This is a genomic window from Microbacterium sp. zg-Y1090 (assembly GCF_030246945.1).
GTDB classification, from domain to species: domain Bacteria; phylum Actinomycetota; class Actinomycetes; order Actinomycetales; family Microbacteriaceae; genus Microbacterium; species Microbacterium wangruii.
This window is the reverse complement of record NZ_CP126742.1, coordinates 556273-574073: the sequence shown is the minus strand read 5'-3', so window position 1 is coordinate 574073 and position 17801 is coordinate 556273. Positions and strand designations below refer to the sequence as shown.

The following is a 17801-nucleotide window of genomic DNA, read 5'->3' as shown; positions in this document are numbered from 1 at the left end:
TCAGATGACGTCGTCTGCCGCGACGATGTCGAGCTCCCAGACCCGTGCCTCGGCGACGGTCGCGTCGTGTGCCTCGCGCGCCTGATCGATCACCGCGCCGATCCGCTCCATGAGGTCGACGAACTCCGGCTCGCTCAGCCGGATCATGGTGCGGGCGAACGTGCCGTGAACTCCCGGGCTGCGACCGGCGGTGTACTCCGGCGCCCAGACGACCACGCGTCGCAGCATGTCGGTGTGCTCCTGGGCCAGCGCGGCGAGAAGCGTCCCGCCCAGCGCTTCATCCTCGACGGGGTGATCGGGGCTGCCGAGGTCGAAGCCTCCCTCCACGGCCGTCCACACCCGGTCTCGGCGGTCGCGTGCCTGCTCGGGAGCCTCGACCACGAGCCCGGCATCGGCGAGCGACCGCAGGTGGAAGCTCACGCTGTTCGCCGGCACGTCGAGCTCGGCGGCGATGTCCGCGGCCCGGGCGAAGTCGCGCGAGGCGAGGATCCGCATGATGCGGCGCCGCAGGGGATGCGACATCGCCTTGAGCATCGCGGACGTCATCACCCCGCTGCGCTTAGCCTCACCGCCGTCGACCATGGTCCGAGTGTATCCATGCTGTTCCGCAGGAGACGTTGCGCAATGGTTATTGCGCAATAGTTCCTGTGCATCTAGTCTGGCGGCATGACCACGACGACTTCTGCGCCGCACCGGCTCTGGCGTAACCGCCGCTACCTCACCTGGCTCGTCAGCGACACGAGCAGGGGTCTGGCCGACGGGCTGTATGCCTTCGCCCTGCCGCTGCTGACGCTGATCGTCACAGACGACCCCGCTCAGGCCGGGATCGTCGGCGCGGTGGGCGGCGCGGTGCTCGCGGTCACGACGCTCTACGGCGGGGTGCTCGCCGACCGGCATCCGCGCATCGGGCTCATGATCCTCGGCTCCACCATCGGCGTGGTGCTGTCGCTGGGATTCACCGTGCTGGCGTTCGGCGGCTCCCTCACCTTCGCCGGACTGCTGGTGCTGACGCTGCTGCTGGGGGCGCGTGCCGGTCTGTTCGACGTGGCCGGCGAGAGCGCGATCAAGCAGGTCGTGCCCGACGCGGCGATGGGGCGCGCGCAGGCGGCGAACCAGGCCAGGGATGCCGCGCTGCAGCTGGCCGGCGGACCGCTCGGCGGGGCGCTGCTGGCCGTCGGCGGCTGGCTGATCGGCGCCGCGATGACGCTCGCCCAGCTGATCGCCGCGGTCTCGGCGTGGCTGCTGCGGGGCGGAGGATCCGGCGCGACCGAGAGCGCGCCGGCGCCGGCGGCGACGTCCGACGCCCCGACCGCGCGGACGAAGAGCAGCGCAGCCGGCGAGATGCGCACGGCCTTCCTCTGGCTGTGGGCCCGCGACGATCTGCGCGCGGTGCTGTTCATCGCCACGATCATCAACCTCGGGTTCAACGCCGGCCTCACGACCGTGCTCTACGCGATGCAGCAGGCGGGCCACTCTCCCGCCGTCATCGGCTGGCTGTCGGCGGGGGCGGGCGTGGCGATGCTCGTCGGAGCGGTCGCCGCGCCCGCACTGATTCCCCGGGTGAAGGCCGGGGTGATCGCGATCGCGGGGCTCGGCGTGGCGACAGCCGGGGTGCTGGCGCTGTCCCAGCTGGAGACGGTGTGGGCGATCGTCGGTGTGCTCGCGGCCTCCGTGCTGCTGCTTCCCGCGCTCAACGCCGCATTGATGGGGTACACGATGGTCGCCGTTCCGAGCGAGCTGCTCGGGCGGGTGAACAGCGTCAGCACCGTGCTGGCGATCGGAGCGATGCCGCTCGGGCCGCTGATCGCGGGCTTCGGCCTGACGTGGGTCGGGCGCGAGGGCACCCTGCTCGTCTGCGCCGCCCTGTGCGGGGTGGCCACCGCGATGGCCGTCGCCAGCCGCGGCCTGCGCGCGCTTCCGACCGAGGGGGGCTGGGCCGATCACGCCGCGCGCTTCGCGCGCGGCTGAGAACCTCGGGTGGTCGCGATGGGGCGCGGATCATCCTCGCGACGGACCCGTGTCCCCCGCGGGGGCGACGACACGTGCACGACCGGCGCGAAGACTGGAGCCATGAACGTCTCTCCGATCTCCCCCGCCCTGGCCGCCACCGGCCTCGTCAAGCGCTACGGCCCCCTCACCGCCCTCGCCGGCGTCGATGTCACGATCGAGCGGGGGCAGTCGGTCGCGGTGATGGGCGCCTCGGGCTCGGGCAAGACGACCCTGCTGCACTGCCTCGCCGCGGTGCTGGCCCCCGACGGCGGCTCCGTGCGTCTCGCCGTCGACGGCGGCGCCCCGCTGGAGCTCGTGGGCATGACCGAGTCGGAGCGCTCGGCGGTGCGCCGTTCGCACGTGGGGTTCGTCTTCCAGGAGCACCTGCTGCTGCCCGAGCTCACCGCCGTCGAGAACGCCGCGCTGCCGCTGATCGTCACGGGCGTGGCCCGGCGCCAGGCAGAGGCGCACGCCGCCGGCTGGCTGGCCGCTCTGGGGCTCGCGGGCATGGAGGACCGACGCATCGGCCAGCTGTCGGGAGGTCAGGCCCAGCGCGTCGCGATCGCGCGCGCCCAGGCCACGGGCGCACCCGTCGTGTTCGCCGACGAGCCGACCGGCGCCCTCGATTCGGCGACCTCGACCGAGGTGATGACGGCGCTGCTGCAGGCCACCACCGGCCAGAGCCGCAGCCTCGTCGTCGTCACGCACGACTCCGACGTCGCGGCACGCTGCGACCGCGTGCTGCACATGCGCGACGGCCGCATCGTCGGCGAGACCGCAGGCACCGCCGCGCGCGCCGACGCGAACGGGGCCGCCCGATGAGCGCCGCCACCGCCGTGCTGCGCGCTCCGCAGTCCCCACCCCGTGGCACGGCCGGCTCGGCCCGCCGCATCGTCACCCTCACCACGCTGCTGTCACGACCGTCCCGCCAGGGGCGGGCTGCCCTGCTGCTGCCGGTCGTCGCCTTCGCCGTCACTACGGCCCTGCTGCTGGTGGTCGTGGGCGGCACGGTGATGTTCCACACCGACCCGCGCGTGGCAGGCGACCCGGTCTATCCCATGCTGAGCATGCTCGCCCTGGTGCTGCTGGCGGTGCCGGTGTTCACCCTCGGCGCCGCGGCGGCGCGGCTGTCGAGCCGCCGTCGCAACGACCGCCTGGCCACCCTGCGGCTGCTCGGGGCCACCAGCGGCGAGGTCTCGGCGATGACGGTCGCCGAGGCGGCGCTGACGGCACTGGCCGGTGCCGTCGGGGGCGTGGTGCTCTACCTGGTGCTGCTGCCGCTCGTGGGTCTGCTGCCGTTCTTCGGCGGGCCGGTGGGCATGGGCGCGGTGTGGGCCGGGCTTCCCGCGGTCTTCTGGGCGGTCATCGGCGTGACCGCCCTCGCGACCATCAGCGCCGCGCTCAGCCTGCGCGCGGTGCGTCTCGGCCCCCTCGGGGTGCGCCGACGCACGGATGCCGCACCGCGCCGCACCGTGCTGCTGGTCGTCGGGCTGGTCCTCCTCATCGCCCTCATCGTGGTGGCGGGCAGCTTCGGCTCGCTCGCCGACACCCTCGGGGTCATGATCCTCATCGGCATGTTCGCCGGCGCGATGGGGCTGGTCAACCTCATCGGGGCGCCGCTGGTGGCGCTGAGCGGCCGCATCATGGCGCGCCGCGCGACATCGGCGGCGAACCTCATCGCCGGTCGCGAACTCGCCGCACACGCACCGCAGGCATGGCGCCGGGTCGCGGGCATCGCGATGATCGCGTTCATCGCCGTCGTGGCCGGTGGGGGCATCGGCCTGCTCGAAGCGGTCGGCGAGAACGAGCAGGGCACGCTGCTGTCCGACATCCGCGTCGGTGTGCTGGTGACGCTCGGTGCGGCGTTCGTGCTGCTGGCCTGCTCGGTGGGCGTGACGCAGGCGGCATCGGTGCTCGAAGACCGTGAGCTCATCGTCGGGCTGGACCGGCTCGGCATGCCCGAGGAGCAGCTGCGCCGCTCGCGGAGTCTCGTGGTCATGGTGCCACTGCGCTGGGCGGCGCTGGGCGGAGCCGCCGCCGGCACCGCACTCAGCCTGCCGATCGTGGGGGCGACAGGGATCATCGCGCCCGTTCCCATCCTCGTGGTGGTGCTCACCTTCGTGGCTGGCTTCGCCGCGGTGAGCCTTGCGATGCGCGCCACCGAGCCGCTGGCACGGGCGGTGCGCCGCAGCGCGGCGTGAGCCGGTCGACCGACGTGGTTCGATGAGAGCATGACCGATTCCCCCGTGTCGATCTCGATCACCCTCGACGGCGTGAGCGTGCTCTCCCCGCCCGCCCTGCAGGCGCTGTACCGCATCACCGGCCGCTCCACGGTCGAGATGCGCCTGGCTGCGGGGGCGGGCGAGCCGCTGTACACCTGCGGTCTCTTCGGCGCCGACCACATCCATGCCGTGCCCCGGTTGGAGAAGGCGGTCGCGTTCCTCACGGACAACGGCGTGCCCTTCTTGTTGCACGAGAGCGTCGACGGCGAGCGCAGCGAGATCTCGGTGGAGGTCATGCGCAGCATCCTCGGCGAGGCTTGAGCGGACCCCCGACGTCATCCCCTCACCCGCACCACGACGGCGCCGGCCCCTGCGGGGGTGCGGCGCCGTCGTCGTCGGGCGAGGTCAGAGGTCTTCAGGGCTGAGATCGCCCTCGCCGTCCTCGCCGAGCTCGGCGACGACGGGGTCCTCCCCCTGGGTCTCGGGCTGCAGCACCGCGGGAGCGCCGACGTCATCGGCGGCTGCCGCAGCCGCCGCCTGCGGCCCGGGGTCGCCGAACCGCTCGTCGGCCTGCGCGGCCGTGCCGGGCCCGTCGTCGACGCCACCGGCGAACCGGTCGTCGGGCTCGGTGACCTCCGCGTCAGCGTCCTGCGTCGCCGCGCCGAGCTCCTCGGAGTACTCGCCACCGGCGAGCGTGTCGGTCTCCTGGGCGCTGGTGCTGCCACCCTGGGCGTTCTGGTCGTCGTGGTCGGCCATGCCGAACTCCTCTCGTCGTCGGGTCCGGGACGTGTCCCGGTGCAACGAGCGTGCCGCACCGCCGCGATCCGGTTCAGCCGGTTCCCCTTCCTGCGGCGGCGCGTTATCCTCCCGCGTCGCGCACGCCGTCCCGCCCCGCACCCGCAGCCCCTCTCACCTATCGATGAACGTCGATACGTGAGAGGATCGGGGCATGAGTCTTCCCGCGACGATCGATGCCGGGGCCGCGTGCTGCGGTCCGCGCATCACCTCGACCTTGAGCGACGACGAGGCGCGGAGCCTGGCGAAGGTGTTCAAGGCGCTGGGTGACCCCGCGCGGGTGAAGCTGCTGTCGCTCATCGCCGCCGGCGCGGACGGAGAGGCATGCATCTGCGATCTCACCGATCCGATCGGGCTCTCCCAGGGCACGGTCTCCCACCACATGAAGCTGCTCGCCGACGCCGGACTGGTGACCCGCGAGCAGCGCGGGAAGTGGGCGTACTTCGCGGTGGCCGGCGACGCACTGGAGTCGGCCGCGGCAGCCCTGCGGTCCGCATGAGGGCCTCCACCGCCGCCCGGCCGACGACGGCCGCTGGGCCGCGCCTGTCGCCGCTGGACCGCTGGCTGCCCGCGTGGATCGCGCTGGCGATGGCCGCCGGGCTGCTGATCGGCCGGTTCGTCCCCGGGGTGTCCACCCTGCTCGCGAGCCTCGAGCTCGGGGGCATCTCGGTGCCCATCGCCCTCGGCCTGCTGGTGATGATGTACCCGGTTCTCGCGAAGGTGCGCTACGACCGCGTCGGCGCGGTGGCCGGCGACACGAAGCTGCTGGTCGCCTCCCTGGCGCTGAACTGGGTCGCCGGACCCGCCCTCATGTTCGCGCTGGCGTGGGTGTTCCTGCCCGACCTGCCGGAGTACCGCACCGGGCTCATCATCGTGGGGCTGGCGCGATGCATCGCGATGGTCGTGATCTGGAACGACCTGGCCTGCGGCGACCGCGAGGCGGCCGCCGTGCTCGTGGCGATCAACTCCGTCTTCCAGGTCGTCGCCTTCTCGCTGCTGGGCTGGTTCTACCTCACCGTGCTCCCCGGCTGGCTCGGGCTCGACAGCCAGGGGGTGGACGTGTCGATCGGGCAGATCGCCCTGAACGTCGCAATCTTCCTCGGCATCCCGCTGCTGGCCGGCTTCGCCTCCCGCTTCATCGGCGAGCGCCGCCGTGGCCGCACCTGGTACGAGGAGCGCTTCCTGCCGAGGGTGGGGCCGTGGGCGCTGTATGGATTGCTCTTCACGATCGCGCTGCTGTTCGCCCTGCAGGGCGAACAGGTCACCTCGCGCCCCTGGGATGTGGGGCGCATCGCGCTGCCCCTGCTGGTCTACTTCGCCGTGATGTGGTTCGTCGGGCTCTTCACCGGCAAGGCGCTCGGCCTCGGGTACGCGCGGTCGGCGACGCTGGCGTTCACCGCAGCGGGCAACAACTTCGAGCTGGCCATCGCCGTCGCCATCGCCACCTTCGGCGCCACCTCCGGGCAAGCCCTGGCCGGCGTGGTCGGGCCGCTCATCGAGGTGCCCGTGCTCGTCGGTCTCGTCTACGTGTCGCTGTGGGCGGCACGCGCGTGGTTCCGCACCGATCCCCCTGCCACCCGACCGGAGACACCATGACCCCCGCCAAGCCCTCCGTCCTGTTCGTCTGCGTGCACAATGCCGGCCGCTCCCAGATGGCCGCCGGATTCCTGCGCGACATCGCCGGCGACCGCATCGAGGTGCGCTCGGCCGGCTCCCTGCCGGCGGAGCGGATCAACCCCGTCGCCGTCGACGCCATGGCCGAGATCGGCATCGACATCACCGCAGAGCAGCCCAAGGTGCTCACGACCGAGGCCGTGCAGGCATCCGACGTGGTCATCACGATGGGATGCGGCGACGCGTGCCCCATCTTCCCCGGCAAGCGCTACGAGGATTGGACGCTCGACGACCCCGCCGGTCAGGGCATCGATGCCGTCCGCCCCATCCGCGACGACATCCGCGCGCGCATCGAGCAGCTCGTGGGCGAACTGCTCTGAGTCGCGGTCGGCCCGCGCGCCGATCACGCCACCCCCTTCGCTTCGGCGCCGCGCGGCTCTAGCGTTCCGTCATGGACGGCTTCGCGGCGGTGGATTTCGAGGCGGCGCGGCAGGTGCTGCAGCGCGGGATCGCGGCGCTGTACATCGTGGCGTTCCTGTCGACGTTCCACCAGTTCCGCGCCCTGCTGGGCGAGCGGGGGCTGCTGCCCGCGCCGGAGCTGCTGGCGTGGGCCACGGCCTCACCGCGCCGGGCGCGGATGGTGGGGCCGACGCTCTTCCGCCGCGTGCGCTACAGCGACCGGCGCCTGCGCGCCCTCTGCGTGGCGGGGATGACCGTGGGCGCGGCGCTCGTCGCGGGCACCCCCCAGCTCGGGCCGCCGTGGGTGCCGATGGTGTGCTTTCTGCTGCTGTGGCTCGGCTACATGTCGGTGGTCAGCATCGGGCAGACCTTCTACGGGTTCGGGTGGGAGATGCTGCTGCTGGAGGCGGGCTTCGTGGCGGCCTTCCTCGGGTCGGACGATCAGCCGCCGCCCACCGTGGTGATCGTGCTGCTGTGGTGGCTGCTGTTCCGGCTGGAGTTCGGCGCCGGCATGATCAAGATCCGCGGCGGGCGGGAGTGGCGCGACCTCACGGCACTGATGTTCCACCACGAGACGCAGCCGATGCCGGGGCCGCTCAGCCGGCAGGCACACCTGCTGCCGCGATGGTTCCACCGTCTGGAAGTGGTGGGCAACCACTTCTCGCAGCTCGTGGTGCCGTGGTTCCTGTTCGCACCCCTGCTCGGCCTCTGGGTGCCCGGCCCCGTCCCGTCGATCGTCGGCACGGTCGCCGGTGGCATCGTCATCGTCACCCAGCTGTGGCTCGTGCTCACGGGCAACTTCGCCTGGCTGAACTGGGCGACGATCGTGCTGGGCTTCGCGGCGGTGTCGGTGCCCGGCTCCGGCGCCCCGCCGGCATCCGACCCGCCGTGGGTCGTCGACGGCCTGCCACTGTACTGGCTCGTGATCACGAGCGGTGTGGGGCTGCTGTACGTCGTGATCAGCTGGCCGGCGCTGCGCAACCTCGCCGCGCGGCGGCAGCTGATGAACGCCAGCTTCAACCGCTGGCAGCTGGCCAACGCCTACGGCGCGTTCGGCACGGTCACCCGCGAGCGCGTCGAGTACATCATCGAGGGCACGACCGACCCCGACCCCGAAACGGCGACATGGCGGGAGTACGGGTTCCGCGGAAAGCCCGGCGATGTGCGCCGCATCCCCCGGCAGTGGGCGCCCTACCACCTGCGGCTGGACTGGCTCATGTGGTTCCTGCCGCTGGGGCGGTCGCTCGAGGGCTGGTTCGCGGCGCTGCTGGGGCGGCTGCTCGAGGCGGATGCCGCGACGCTTGCGCTGCTGCGCGTGGACCCGTTCGCGGGCGACCGCCCCCGCTGGGTGCGTGTGGTGTCCTACCGCTACCGCTTCGCCACCCATGCGGAGTTCCGCCGCGACCGCGTGCGGTGGGTGCGCGACCGGCGCCGGGTTCTCGTGCGGCCGATCGGCGCGCGCGACGTGGGCTGAGGCGGATGCCGGGAGGCGACGGGCCTACGACGCCGGGCCGTCGCCGAGACGGCGGGCGAGCGCGACCGCGTCGTGCGGGGCGTGACCCCGGGCGTCGTTGTCGAAGTAGACGTAGACGTCGCGCGGCTTGCCGTCGCCGCCGGAGGTCGTGCCGTCGCGCCAGTCGCGGACGCGGGCGGCCCAGGCATCCAGCTGGGTGTCGGTGTAGCCGCTGGTGTAGAGGTCCTCCGCGCCGTGCAGGCGCACGTAGACGAACGACGCCGTCGCCTCGCCGAACGCGGGGAAACGTCCCGCCGTGTCCGCCACCACGAGCGCGACGTCGTGGGCGCGCAGCAGCGGCGCGAGGGCGGCATGTTCGAAGGTGGCCGACCGGGGCTCCAGCGCGTACCGGATCGGGGCGTCGCGCTCGATCTCGAGCCAGGCCCGCCCGTCCAGGCGCGCGTCGTGGCGGCGGGCGATCTCGAGGGCTGCGCCGGTCGTGCGCGGCAGCGATGCCAGGAACGCCTCGAGCACGTCGGGGTCGAACTCCTCCCGCTCCGGCAGCTGCCACAGCACCGGCCCCAGCTGAGCGCCGAGTGCCAGCACGCCCGAGGCGAAGAAGTTCGCCAGCGCCACCTCGATCCCGCGCAGCCGCAGCATGTGGGTGATGTAGCGGGAGCCCTTGACCGCGAACACGAATCCGGCGGGGACGGCCTCACGCCATCTGCGGTAGCTGCTCGGGCGCTGGAGCGAGTAGAACGACCCGTTCAGCTCCAATGTCGACATGGTCTCGCCGACGTACTGCAGCTCCCGCGCCTGAGCGAGACCGCGCGGGTAGAAGTCGCCGCGCCAGCTCGGGTAGCGCCACCCTGAGATCCCCACCCGCACCCGCCCGGCCATCGCCGCTCCCTCCGCTGACCGCCCATCCTAGGAAGGCGGACCCGGGGGCGCACGCATGCCCGGCACGACAGGGCGCACCCTGCCCGCGGCATCCGCTTGAATGGTCTCCGGGAGGCGAACGTGACCCGAGAGCCGGCACCGGCCGCGGCGCCCGCACGCGGGAGCGTCGGCGAGGTGTTCCTGGCATTCCTGCGTCTGGGGCTCACGTCGTTCGGCGGGCCGACCGCCCACCTGGGCTACTTCCGCGACGAGCTCGTGACCCGCCGGCGGTGGCTGGACGACAGCCGGTACGGCGAGCTGGTCGCGCTCGCACAGTTCCTGCCCGGGCCGGCGTCGAGCCAGGTGGGGTTCGCGCTGGGACTGCTGCGGGCGGGCCCCCTGGGCGCCGTCGTCGCCTGGCTCGCGTTCACGCTGCCGTCAGCGATGCTCCTGGTGGGGTTCGCCTACGCCGCCGCAGCGCTGGACAGCCCCGTCGGCGACGGCATCGTGACCGGGCTCAAGATCGTCGCCGTCGCCATCGTCGCCCAGGCCGTGTGGGGCATGGCGCGCACGCTGGCGCCCGATGCCCGGCGCGGCTCGATCGCGGTCGTCGCCGTGGTCGTCGCACTGCTCGCCGCCGGCTCGCTCGGGCAGGTCGCCGCCATCGCGCTCGGCGCGCTGGCCGGGCTGCTGCTGTGCCGCGAACCGGATGCCGGCGACCTCGGCGGCGCTGCCGTCGGCGGCGGGGGTGACGCGCTGGTCGTGGCGGTGTCCCGGCGCGCGGGCGCCATCGCGCTGGGGACGTTCGCCGCGCTGCTGATGATCCTGCCGATGGTCGCTGCGGCCGCCGGCACGCGCCTGGCGGACATCGCCGACGGGTTCTACCGCGCCGGTGCGCTCGTCTTCGGCGGCGGCCACGTGATGCTGCCCCTGCTGCAGGCCGAAGTGGTCGCCGCCGGCTGGGTCAGCCCTGAGCAGTTCCTCGCCGGGTACGGCGCCGCGCAGGCCGTGCCGGGTCCGCTGTTCACGTTCGCGGCGTATCTCGGCGCCCTGTCGGCACCGGGCGCCGCAGGGCTGCTCGGCGCGGCCGTCGCCCTCGTGGCCGTCTTCCTCCCCGGCATGCTGGTGATGGTGGGGGTGCTGCCGTTCTGGAGCGCCGTGCGCACCCGACCCGCTGCCCGCGCCCTCCTGCGCGGCGCGAACGCGGCGGTCCTCGGCATCCTCGCCGCCGCGCTCTACGACCCGGTGTTCGTCACGGCGGTCGTCGATGCGCCGTCGTTCGCGCTGGCTGCGGTCTGCTTCGTGCTGCTCGTCGCCTGGCGGATGCCGCCGTGGGCGGTCGTCCTCGTGGGCGCGGTGGGCGGGCTGCTGATCACGCTGGTGTAGCGCGGGACGGCTTCCGTCCGCCGCTCGCGACCCCGTTCAGTCGACGCCGGGGGCCGAGCCGAAGACGTGCAGCCCCAGTTCGTCGCTCAGCCGCTTGCTCGCCGCATGCCCCCGCACACTCGTGCCGTACTCATCCAGCGGAGGGCTGATCACCGCCGCGCCGAGCCGCTGCGGCGCGGACATCACGATCGCGCCCGACACGCTCGACTTCGCGGGCACGCCCACCGAGCGCATCCAGCGACCGGAGCCGTCGTAGACGCCGCAGGTGGCCATCACCGACACGACGTCCCTGGCCACCTCCGGCGGCACGACCTGCTCGCCGGTGAGGGGGTTGCGCCCGCCGAAGGCGAGCGTCGCTCCCATCACCGCGAGCACCTCGGCATCCACCAGCACGGCGCAGGCGCGCGCGTACACGGCGACGGCGTCGTCGGCGCTCACCCGCAGCGTGCCCTCTGCGCGCATCAGATGGGCGAGGGCGTGGTTCCTGTCGCCCAGCAGATGCTCGTCGCGGGCCACCTCCTCGTCGACCTCGAGCGGGCGCCCGGCGAAGGCCGACAGGCCGGTGAGGATGCGGGCGTCGCGTGCCGCCACATCATCGCCGTCGACGATGCTCGCCGTCAGCAGCGCCCCCGCGTTGACCATCGGGTTCGGGGGCCGGCCGGTGTCGCTTTCGAGCTTGATCGCGTCGAACGCCTCGCCGGTGGGCTCGATGCCGATCCGCTCCAGCGCCTGCCCGTCGGTGTCGAGCAGCGCCAGCGCGAAGAGGAACGGCTTGACGGCGGACTGCACACTGAAGGCCACATCGGCCTGCGCGGTGGAGCGCACCGTGCCGTCCGGCAGCGCCATGGCGATGGCGCAGAAGGTCGGGTCGGCCGAGGCGAGCTGCGGGATGCTGTCATTCACCTCTCCGCCGTCGTGATCCAGCATCTCCGCGCGCAAGCGGTCGAGGTCGTAGCTGCGGGGGTCGCGATGACGGCTCATGCCCCCACCCTGACACGGCCGAACGCCGAAGCGCCCCGCGTCCTCAGGGACTCGGGGCGCTTCACGCGGTTCACGGGCGACCTGCACGCGCGGGCGTCACGTCAGGAGCGACGGCGCGTGGTGCTGCGGCCCGTGACCATCACGTACACGAGCAGCGCGACGATCGCACCGAGGATGGAGCCGATGATGCCGGCCGGCTGGAAGAAGCCGTCGGCCGCGTCCTGCCCGAAGAGCAGGAAGCCGAGGAAGCCGCCGACGAACGAGCCGACGATCCCGAGGACGATGGTCATGAGCAGGCTCATGTCCTGCTTGCCCGGCACGACGGCGCGGGCGATGAAACCGGCGATGAGGCCGATCACGATGATGCTGATGATGAGACCGAGCATGATTGCTCCTCTTGTTGAAACGCCCGGAGACGTGTCGGGTCGGGCACCGTTCGGTGCTCGGGATGCCGCAGTGCGCGACAACACGTTCAGTCGACCACCCCTCAGGGTGTGGCGGCACACCCCTGGGGGTGAAAAGCTCAGGACGTGTCCTCGCGCTCGAACCCGTCCCCCATCACGGTCGCCCTCGTCGACGATTACGACGTGGTGCTGAAGGGGCTGGCGCATCTGTTCGACGACCACCGCGACCGCGTCGTGATCGCGGAGATCGACGCGAACCAGGGCGTGAGCGACCAGGTGGACGTCGTGCTGTACGACTCCTTCGCGCAGCCTGAGTCCGACCACCAGGAGATCTCCGAGCTCATCAAGAACCCGCGTGCCCGGCGCGTGGTGATGTACACGTGGAACTTCCACCCGGAGCTCATCGCGTCGGCTCGACGGCAAGGGGTGCACGGGTATCTCTCGAAGACCTTGACCGCGGCCCAGCTGGTCGACGCGATCGAGGCGGTCCACTCCGGTGAGGTCGTGATCAGCGAGCAGGGTCGCCGGGCCCCGAGCGCGCCGGGTCTCGAGTGGCCGGGCCGGCTGGAGGGCATCACCGATCGGGAGTCGGAGATCCTCGCCCTCATCACCCAGGGCAAGAGCAACGCCGAGGTCGCCCGTCTCACCTACCTCAGCCCGAACACGGTGAAGTCCTACATCCGATCGGTCTACCGGAAGATCGGCGCGTCCAGCCGCACCCAGGCGGTGCTGTGGGGCGTGCGCCATGGATTCACCCCCGACACCCATCGCATCGAGCACTGGATGGGCGGGCCGTGACGCCCGCCGCCGCGCCCGTGGGCCCGCTTCGCCGCACGCCTCGTGGCACCGGGTCCCGCGTAGACTGAGCCTCAGTACCACTTTCTCGAGCACAGGAGTACGTCATGGCTGACGCGTCCGCATACACGCCGCCCGTCGAGGACTATGCGTTCCTCTTCACCGACGCCTTCGGTCAGGACCTCGTCGCGCGCGCCACAGCCGGTGAGCTCACCGCGGAAGACGCGACGGACATCATCGCGGGCGCAGGCGAGTTCGCCGCCTCGGTCATCGCGCCGCTCGAGGCCATCGGCGACCGCGTCGGCGCGCGCCTCGAAGACGGCCAGGTGCGTCTGCCCGACGGGTTCGCCGCGGCGTACCGCGCGTTCGTCGAGGCGGGCTGGGTCACGGCCGAGGCTCCCGTCTCCGCCGGCGGCGACGGCCTCCCCGGCGCCGTGCGCGCAGGACTCGGCGAGATCTGGAACGCCTCGAACGCGGCGTTCGCCCTCTGCTGGCTGCTGACGGCAGGCCAGGTGCACGCCCTCGACGCTGCGGCATCCGATGAGATCCGCGAGACGTACCTGTCGAAGCTCGTCTCGGGCGAGTGGACCGGCACGATGAACCTCACCGAGCCCGATGCCGGCACGGACCTCGGCGCGATCCGCACGATGGCCACGCCGCAGGGCGACGGCAGCTGGGCGATCCGCGGCCAGAAGATCTTCATCACCTGGGGCGACCACGACGTCGCGGAGAACATCGTGCACCTGGTGCTCGCCCGCACCCCCGGCGCCCCCGACGGCGCGAAGGGACTCTCGCTGTTCGTCGCCCCCAAGGTGCTCGTGAACGACGACGGGTCGCTCGGCGACCGCAACACCATCACCACCGTCGCGATCGAGCACAAGCTCGGCATCCACGGCAGCCCGACCTGCGTGCTCGCCTATGAGGACGCCACCGGCTACCTCGTCGGCGAGGTCGGCGGGGGCCTGGCGGGCATGTTCGTCATGATGAACTCCGCCCGCGCGGGCATGGGCTTCCAGGCGACGGGCATCGCCGACCGTGCCTATCAGCAGGCCGCGGCGTATGCGGCGGACCGCCTGCAGGGCGGCGTGCTGGAGCGCCCGGCCGGCACGCCGATCGCCGAGCACCCCGATGTGCGCCGCCTGCTGCTGTCGATGTCGAGCAAGATCTTCGCGATGCGCGCGCTCGGCGTCTATGTCGGCGACCTGCTCGATCGTGCCGACACCGACGGCTCCCTGGTGAAGCTGGCCGAGTTCTTCGTGCCGATCCTCAAGGGCTGGACGACCGAGGATGCCATCACCGTCACGAGCGATGCCATCCAGGTGCAGGGCGGCATGGGCTTCATCGAGGAGACCGGCGCGGCGCAGCACTACCGCGACGTGCGCATCACCACGATCTACGAGGGCACCACGGCGATCCAGTCCAACGACCTCGTCGGCCGCAAGGTGCTGCGCGACGGCGGCGCGACCGTGTCGGAGCTGTTCGGCCGGATCGACGAGACCGTGGCACGCCTGCGCGGCTTCGACCACCCCGTCGCCGCCCGCACCGCCGACCGGCTCGAACGGGCTCTCGCGGCATCCCGCCGCGCGACCGACGACCTGCTCGGGTTCGCCGGGTCGCCGCGCGACGCGTACGCCGTCAGCGTGCCCTACCTGATGCTGCTGGGCACGCTTTCGGGCGGCTGGATGCACGCCCTCGCCGCCGTCGCGGTGCTCGGGCGCGGGGTCCCGTCCGAAGCGGATGCCGCTCGCCTGACGTCGGCGGACTTCTACGGCGCCCACCACCTCCCCCGCGTGCACGCGCTCGCCGAAACGGTCGCCGGCGGCGAGATCGGCTGACCGCGACGCGCTCGGCGGGCTGCTCATCACCCTCTGATGAGGGGGATCATCGGCTCGCCACGGGAACCCCTGACACCGCACCCGGCGCGAGGTGCCGGCTCAGAGCGGTGGCGATCTCGTCGACATGGGCGAGCATCTCGGGGGTGAGCGCGTCGAGGAACAGCTCCCGCACGGCGCGAAGGTGCGGGACGGATGCCGCGCGGAACGCCTCGCGGCCGTGCGTCGTCGCCGTCACGTCCACCCCGTGCACGTCGTCGGCGCAGGGCGCCCTGCCGATGAGCTGCCGCTTCTCCATCCGTCCCAGATGATGCGACAGGCGACTGCGCTCCCACCCGATCACCGTCGCGAGCTCCGACGAGCGGAGCGTGTGTTCCGGGGCCTCCGTGAGAGCGATCAGCACCTGGTAGTCGCCCGCTGACAGGCCCGAGTCGGTCTGCAGTCGGTTCGCGAGGCGCGTGCGCAGCGCCTCTGCCGTCTCGATGTACTCCCGCCATATGCGCAGCTGCTCCGGTGTGGGCATCGACCGGTGCTTCTCGCCCATTCCGCCTCCCCGGGAATTGATACGTCAATCCTACGGTTGGGGCGTTGACACGTCAATCCGGAGGGACCGGCGACGGGAGGGATGGGACCATGACGACCGAGCTGGAGTTCGGCATCGACACCTTCGGCGATCTGCCACGCAACGACCGTGGTGCCGTCGTCTCCTACGCGGAAGCGATCCGCGCCACCCTGGCCGAGGCCGTGCTCGCCGACGACATCGGCATCGATGCCATGACCGTCGGCGAGCACCACCGGCCCGAGTACGCGATCTCGTCGCCCGAGACCGTGCTGGCGGGCATCGCCACCGCGACCGAACGGATCCGACTGGGTTCCGGCGTCACCGTCTTGTCCTCCGATGACCCGGTGAGGGTGTTCCAGCGCTTCGCCACCGTCGACGCTCTCTCGAACGGGCGCGCCGAGGTCATCCTGGGCCGCGGATCCTTCACCGAGTCCTTCCCGCTCTTCGGCTACGACCTCTCGGATTACGAGGTGCTGTTCGACGAGAAGATCAACCTCTTCCATGCGCTCCTCGACGAGAAGCCGGTCACGTGGGAAGGAACGACGCGCGCGCCCCTGCACGAAGCCGACGTCTTCCCGAAGACCGACTCCGGCCGGCTGCGCACGTGGGTCGGGGTCGGCGGCACCCCTCAGTCGGTGCTGCGCACGGCTCACTACGGATTCCGGCTCATGCTCGGCATCATCGGCGGCCCACCCGTTCGCTTCGCGCCGTATGTCGACCTGTATCGACGGGCGACGGAGCAGCTCGGTACGACCGCCTACCCCGTGGGCATGCACTCCCCCGGATTCATCGCCGAGACGGATGCCGAAGCCAAGGAGCTCTTCTACCCGGGCTACAAGGTCATGCACGACCGCATCGGGGCGCTGCGCGGCTGGGCGCCCGTGCAGCGGTCGCAGTTCGAGGCCGACGTCGGGCGGGGCTCGCTGTACGTCGGTTCGCCCGAGACCGTCGCCCGCAAGATGGCGGATGCCATCTCGACGCTCGACGTCGGTCGGTTCGATCTCACCTACGCCGCCGGCGGGGCCCTCGCCGCGAGTGCCCGCCTCCGTGCCGTCGAGCTGTACGGCACGAAGGTGATCCCGATGGTCCGCGAGATGCTCGCCGAGGCCCCTGGCCGTCGGGCGATGACCGGTGCAGCGTTCCGGCGGTGAAGGAGAACGACCACATGGACATCACCAGCCGCAGCACGACGACCGTCGGCATCCTCGGTGCCGGCAAAGTGGGCACGGTTCTCGCGCGCCTCGCCCTGGCCGCTGGCTACCGCGTCCTGGTCGCCGGTTCCGGGGATCGCGAGCGGATCGCTCTCACGATCGACGTGCTCGCACCCGGGGCGACCGCTGTGCGTGCAGAACAGGCGGCGGGCGAGGCGGACATCGTCGTGCTCGCCCTGCCTCTGGGCCAGCACCGCCGCCTCCCCCTCACGCAACTGGACGGCAAGCTCGTCGTCGACGCGATGAACTACTGGTGGGAGACCGACGGCATCCGCGACGACCTGGACGACCCGCGCACTTCCACGAGCGAGATCGTCCAGGGCTTCCTTGCGGACTCGCGCGTCGTGAAGGCGCTGAACCACATGGGCTACCACGACCTCGAGGAAGAGGCACGACCCACCGGCGCGATGGGCCGCAAAGCGATCGCGATCGCGGGAGACCGCGCCACCGACCTCGCGCGCGTGGCGGACTTCGTCGACGCCCTCGGGTTCGACCCCGTCATCGTCGGTCCCCTCGCTGCGGGCGTCGTGCTGCAGCCGGGCCATCCGGCCTTCGGCGCCCATCTCCCGGCGGCGGACCTGCGTCTGCTGATCGATGAACACGAACGACACACAGAAGGAGCAGTGCAGCAATGACCAAGATCGCCATCATCCTCGGAAGCACCCGTCCCGGCCGCAACGGAAAGCAGGTCGCGGACTGGGTGCTCGCGCAGGCCGCCCCGCGCGACGACGCCGACTTCGAGCTCGTCGACCTCGCCGACTACGTGCTCCCCCACCTCGATGAGCCGATGTCGGCGATGTCGGGTCAGTACAGCAACGACCACACGCGGCGGTGGTCCGAGAAGATCGCCCAGTTCGATGGGTACATCTTCGTCACGCCCGAGTACAACCACTCCACATCCGGCGTGCTCAAGAACGCGATCGACTACCTGTACAGCGAGTGGAACAACAAGGCGGCCGCGCTCGTGGGATACGGCGGGGTCGGCGGAGCACGCGCGATCGAGCACCTGCGGCTCGTGCTCGCCGAGCTCCAAGTCGCCACCGTGCGCCAGACCCTGACCCTCTCCCTCATGACCGAGTTCGAGAACTTCGCCACTTTCACCCCCGGGCCCCAGCAGTCCGCCCACCTCGGCATCCTGTTCGACCAGCTCGTCGCCTGGTCCGAAGCCCTCCACGACGTGCGGCAGCCGCAACGTGCCGACGCGGCCGCCTGACCTCGG

At 71.8% G+C, this 17801-nt stretch carries 20 protein-coding genes; 14 read left to right on the top strand and 6 right to left on the bottom strand.

What is annotated here, in order from left to right; translation table 11 throughout:
• Nucleotides 1-582 carry an ArsR/SmtB family transcription factor gene (locus QNO26_RS02560; RefSeq protein WP_257526180.1) on the bottom strand — a complete coding sequence of 194 codons (582 nt, stop codon included), beginning with the start codon at nucleotides 580-582 and terminating at the stop codon, nucleotides 1-3.
• 84 nt (nucleotides 583-666) lie between these two features.
• Here QNO26_RS02560 and QNO26_RS02555 point away from each other — a divergent pair, with 84 nt between their 5' ends.
• From QNO26_RS02555 to QNO26_RS02540, 4 genes are all read left to right on the top strand, one after another.
• Nucleotides 667-1968 (top strand): MFS transporter, encoded by a 1302-nt coding sequence (locus QNO26_RS02555; RefSeq protein WP_257526181.1) that lies wholly within the window; start codon nucleotides 667-669, stop codon nucleotides 1966-1968.
• Between the two features lie 102 nt (nucleotides 1969-2070).
• Nucleotides 2071-2811, top strand: coding sequence for an ABC transporter ATP-binding protein (locus tag QNO26_RS02550; protein ID WP_257526182.1), 741 nt, complete (start codon nucleotides 2071-2073; stop codon nucleotides 2809-2811).
• Complete coding sequence (locus QNO26_RS02545; protein WP_257526183.1) at nucleotides 2808-4190, top strand: FtsX-like permease family protein; 1383 nt, start codon at nucleotides 2808-2810, stop codon at nucleotides 4188-4190. Before QNO26_RS02550 ends, QNO26_RS02545 begins: the two co-directional genes overlap by 4 nt.
• A 30-nt stretch (nucleotides 4191-4220) precedes the next feature.
• Nucleotides 4221-4532 (top strand): hypothetical protein, encoded by a 312-nt coding sequence (locus tag QNO26_RS02540; RefSeq protein WP_257526184.1) that lies wholly within the window; start codon nucleotides 4221-4223, stop codon nucleotides 4530-4532.
• 84 nt (nucleotides 4533-4616) lie between these two features.
• Here QNO26_RS02540 and QNO26_RS02535 read toward each other — a convergent pair whose 3' ends face one another.
• Nucleotides 4617-4967, bottom strand: coding sequence for a hypothetical protein (locus QNO26_RS02535; protein WP_257526185.1), 351 nt, complete (start codon nucleotides 4965-4967; stop codon nucleotides 4617-4619).
• A 193-nt stretch (nucleotides 4968-5160) separates the two neighbouring features.
• Between QNO26_RS02535 and QNO26_RS02530 the strand changes: the two genes are divergently transcribed.
• The 4 genes from QNO26_RS02530 (at nucleotide 5161) to QNO26_RS02515 (ending at nucleotide 8553) form a co-directional block, all read left to right on the top strand.
• The gene (locus QNO26_RS02530; protein WP_257526186.1) at nucleotides 5161-5505 is read left to right on the top strand and encodes an ArsR/SmtB family transcription factor; all 345 of its coding nucleotides are present in this window, start codon (nucleotides 5161-5163) and stop codon (nucleotides 5503-5505) included.
• The gene (arsB, locus tag QNO26_RS02525; protein ID WP_257526187.1) at nucleotides 5502-6602 is read left to right on the top strand and encodes an ACR3 family arsenite efflux transporter; all 1101 of its coding nucleotides are present in this window, start codon (nucleotides 5502-5504) and stop codon (nucleotides 6600-6602) included. Before QNO26_RS02530 ends, arsB begins: the two co-directional genes overlap by 4 nt.
• Nucleotides 6599-7000, top strand: coding sequence for an arsenate reductase ArsC (locus QNO26_RS02520; protein ID WP_257526188.1), 402 nt, complete (start codon nucleotides 6599-6601; stop codon nucleotides 6998-7000). The genes arsB and QNO26_RS02520 overlap by 4 nt, the downstream gene beginning before the upstream one ends.
• A 71-nt stretch (nucleotides 7001-7071) precedes the next feature.
• Nucleotides 7072-8553, top strand: coding sequence for a lipase maturation factor family protein (locus QNO26_RS02515; RefSeq protein WP_257526189.1), 1482 nt, complete (start codon nucleotides 7072-7074; stop codon nucleotides 8551-8553).
• A gap of 24 nt (nucleotides 8554-8577) precedes the next feature.
• On the opposite strand, the gene QNO26_RS02510 is transcribed toward QNO26_RS02515, so the two are convergent.
• The gene (locus QNO26_RS02510; RefSeq protein ID WP_257526190.1) at nucleotides 8578-9432 is read right to left on the bottom strand and encodes a DUF72 domain-containing protein; all 855 of its coding nucleotides are present in this window, start codon (nucleotides 9430-9432) and stop codon (nucleotides 8578-8580) included.
• A 120-nt stretch (nucleotides 9433-9552) separates the two neighbouring features.
• On the opposite strand from QNO26_RS02510, the gene chrA reads away from it, so the two are divergent.
• Nucleotides 9553-10797, top strand: coding sequence for a chromate efflux transporter (gene chrA, locus QNO26_RS02505; RefSeq protein WP_257526191.1), 1245 nt, complete (start codon nucleotides 9553-9555; stop codon nucleotides 10795-10797).
• Nucleotides 10798-10833: 36 nt separating this feature from the next.
• Here chrA and glsA read toward each other — a convergent pair whose 3' ends face one another.
• The gene (glsA, locus tag QNO26_RS02500; protein ID WP_257526192.1) at nucleotides 10834-11778 is read right to left on the bottom strand and encodes a glutaminase A; all 945 of its coding nucleotides are present in this window, start codon (nucleotides 11776-11778) and stop codon (nucleotides 10834-10836) included.
• 101 nt (nucleotides 11779-11879) lie between these two features.
• On the bottom strand, nucleotides 11880-12164 hold the full coding sequence (locus QNO26_RS02495) for a GlsB/YeaQ/YmgE family stress response membrane protein (protein WP_257526194.1): 285 nt from the start codon (nucleotides 12162-12164) through the stop codon (nucleotides 11880-11882).
• A gap of 144 nt (nucleotides 12165-12308) precedes the next feature.
• Here QNO26_RS02495 and QNO26_RS02490 point away from each other — a divergent pair, with 144 nt between their 5' ends.
• Together QNO26_RS02490 and QNO26_RS02485 are read left to right on the top strand one after the other, a co-directional pair.
• On the top strand, nucleotides 12309-12980 hold the full coding sequence (locus QNO26_RS02490; protein ID WP_257526195.1) for a LuxR C-terminal-related transcriptional regulator: 672 nt from the start codon (nucleotides 12309-12311) through the stop codon (nucleotides 12978-12980).
• A 104-nt stretch (nucleotides 12981-13084) separates the two neighbouring features.
• The gene (locus QNO26_RS02485; protein WP_257526196.1) at nucleotides 13085-14812 is read left to right on the top strand and encodes an acyl-CoA dehydrogenase family protein; all 1728 of its coding nucleotides are present in this window, start codon (nucleotides 13085-13087) and stop codon (nucleotides 14810-14812) included.
• Nucleotides 14813-14858: 46 nt separating this feature from the next.
• Here QNO26_RS02485 and QNO26_RS02480 read toward each other — a convergent pair whose 3' ends face one another.
• On the bottom strand, nucleotides 14859-15332 hold the full coding sequence (locus tag QNO26_RS02480) for a MarR family winged helix-turn-helix transcriptional regulator (protein WP_257526198.1): 474 nt from the start codon (nucleotides 15330-15332) through the stop codon (nucleotides 14859-14861).
• A 110-nt stretch (nucleotides 15333-15442) separates the two neighbouring features.
• Between QNO26_RS02480 and QNO26_RS02475 the strand changes: the two genes are divergently transcribed.
• The 3 genes from QNO26_RS02475 to QNO26_RS02465 are packed head-to-tail and all read left to right on the top strand — an operon-like array spanning nucleotide 15443 to nucleotide 17795.
• On the top strand, nucleotides 15443-16522 hold the full coding sequence (locus QNO26_RS02475; protein ID WP_257526199.1) for an LLM class flavin-dependent oxidoreductase: 1080 nt from the start codon (nucleotides 15443-15445) through the stop codon (nucleotides 16520-16522).
• Nucleotides 16519-17217, top strand: a complete 699-nt coding sequence (locus QNO26_RS02470) for an NADPH-dependent F420 reductase (protein ID WP_257526200.1) — start codon at nucleotides 16519-16521, stop codon at nucleotides 17215-17217. The genes QNO26_RS02475 and QNO26_RS02470 overlap by 4 nt, the downstream gene beginning before the upstream one ends.
• A complete protein-coding gene (locus tag QNO26_RS02465; protein ID WP_257526201.1) occupies nucleotides 17214-17795 on the top strand; it encodes an NADPH-dependent FMN reductase in 582 nt (193 codons plus the stop codon). The genes QNO26_RS02470 and QNO26_RS02465 overlap by 4 nt, the downstream gene beginning before the upstream one ends.
• Nucleotides 17796-17801 lie beyond the last annotated feature (6 nt).